A 1,275-nucleotide genomic window follows, 5' to 3' on the forward strand; every position below is an offset into this window, starting at 1 on the left:
CTATACGGGGAGAGGATGCCGGCAGGCAGGTGAGGGGCGGCGCAGACGCTGGCCACTATTAACGGTCGCTGTGACGCAGTAGCATCAACCGGTCGCTGGCACGGGAAACTTACTGCCGCAGCGCGGCGGAGATGGCATCAAGGCCGCCACGCAATTCGGCTTCCGTCGGCCAGCCAAAGCCGACGCGGAAGAAGCGTTTTTCCATCTCGAACCAGTGGCCGGGTCCGACATAGGCGCCATGGTTTTCCAGCAGGTTCGCATAGAACCGGTCGAGGTCGAAGCCGGTTTCGACATTGAGGCGCGGGAAGCCGACGACGCCACCTTCGGGCCGCACCCAGTCGACCAGCGGTTCGCGATCGATCCAGGCCTGGACGATGTCGCGGCGCTTGGCCATTTCGGGCAGCAGCGTCGCCAGGAAAGCGTCCCGGCGTTCGAGCATGCCGCGGGCAATGCCTTCGTCGATGACGCTGCCGCAGATGCCGATCTGCTCCTTGGCGGCGAGGAATTTCTCTTGAAGCTCAGCGTCCCGGGTGATCAGCCAACCGATGCGGATGCCGGGAATGCCGAAGGCCTTGGACAATGACGAGACGCTGATCGCTCTCGGGCTCAGTGAGGCAGCCGTCGGCAGCCGCCGGCCGTAGGAAAGGTCGCGATAGGTCTCGTCGACCAGCAGACGGCAGCCGCGAGCCTCGGCAAGCGCCACCAGCGCATCGAGCTCGGTTCGGCTCATCATCGTGCCGGTCGGGTTGTGCGGGCAGGTGACGCTGATCAGCTTCGTGTCCGGCCGCAGCGCCGCCTTGACGCGTTCGACATCGATGGCGAAGCCTTCCTCGAAGGCCAGGTCGACAAAGCTGATGGCGCAGCCGATCGCCCTTGGGGTTTCGATGTTGGTGGCGTAGTTGGGCCTGATGACGACGAGATGGTCGTTGGCCGACAAGAGCGAGGTCGAGATGATGAACAGCGCGCCCGCGGCACCGGCGGTGACCAGGACATCATCCGGCGAAATGCCGGCGTCCTGCGCCGATATCAGCGCGCGCAACGCCTTGTCGCCGCGATGCTCGCCATAGAAAAGCGTGAGATCGGGCAGCGACAGGCCGATGTCGGAGAGCTTCTGGTCGGCGATCGAACTTTCGGAGAGATTGTAGCGGATACGGTCGTAGCCGTATTCTTCCGGCGCTTCTTTCTCGATCACCATCCTGGTGTAGTTCATGGCTCGCTCCCCTGGAGCAGTTCACCGTTTCACGGAAACGGTGACCCGCTCTAACTCCTTGTTTT

General features: G+C 63.3%; 1 protein-coding gene. It reads right to left on the reverse strand.

Going from position 1 to position 1,275, the window contains the following annotated elements:
- Window positions 1-109: 109 nt before the first annotated feature.
- The gene (locus EOB49_RS33915) at window positions 110-1,210 is read right to left on the reverse strand and encodes a pyridoxal phosphate-dependent aminotransferase (RefSeq protein WP_127383505.1); all 1,101 of its coding nucleotides are present in this window, start codon (window positions 1,208-1,210) and stop codon (window positions 110-112) included.
- Between the last annotated feature and the right edge of the window lie 65 nt (window positions 1,211-1,275).

The organism is Mesorhizobium sp. M7A.F.Ca.MR.148.00.0.0 (genome assembly GCF_003997735.1).
GTDB lineage: Bacteria > Pseudomonadota > Alphaproteobacteria > Rhizobiales > Rhizobiaceae > Mesorhizobium.

What these genes read in the sequence shown, in the direction of transcription:
- EOB49_RS33915 (WP_127383505.1), bottom strand. Translation starts at nt 1,210, where the DNA reads ATGAACTACACCAGGATGGTGATCGAGAAAGAAGCGCCGGAAGAATAC.